At 69.8% G+C, this 315-nt stretch carries 1 protein-coding gene; it reads left to right on the top strand.

The window, feature by feature from the left end:
• Positions 1 to 17 precede the first annotated feature (17 nt).
• A partial coding sequence (locus IO33_RS48930) for an alpha-(1->3)-arabinofuranosyltransferase domain-containing protein (RefSeq protein WP_245236082.1) occupies positions 18 to 315 on the top strand: 298 nt, incomplete at its 3' end.

Genomic DNA, 315 nt, shown 5'->3' with positions numbered 1-315 from the left:
TCGCGGCATCGCCGGGAATGGTGCCGGTCGCGCGGTTCGGGCCGGACGTCGGACCGAACACCATCGAGGATGTGGTCGCAGACGACGGTCTGCGTCCGAGAATGCCTGCGGTGCAGATCTTTGCGGTCGAATCGACGGTGTCTTTCCCAGGGACCCGGCCCGCGACTGTTCCGCTGTCGTCGATGCCTCGGGTGGCCGGCGGTCCCGAAGCCCTTGCAACACTGCAGGACAACGCCGCGCTCGCCGGGCAACCGCCTCTCGGTCCGGCCCTGCTCGAATCCGATGCCCGCCGAGCGGGTCTCGCCGACGGACCCG

It is taken from the genome of Streptomyces durhamensis, from assembly GCF_000725475.1.
Taxonomy (GTDB): domain Bacteria; phylum Actinomycetota; class Actinomycetes; order Streptomycetales; family Streptomycetaceae; genus Streptomyces; species Streptomyces filipinensis.
Note: the sequence above shows the minus strand (reverse complement) of the source record. Positions and strands in the feature narration are given on the sequence as shown.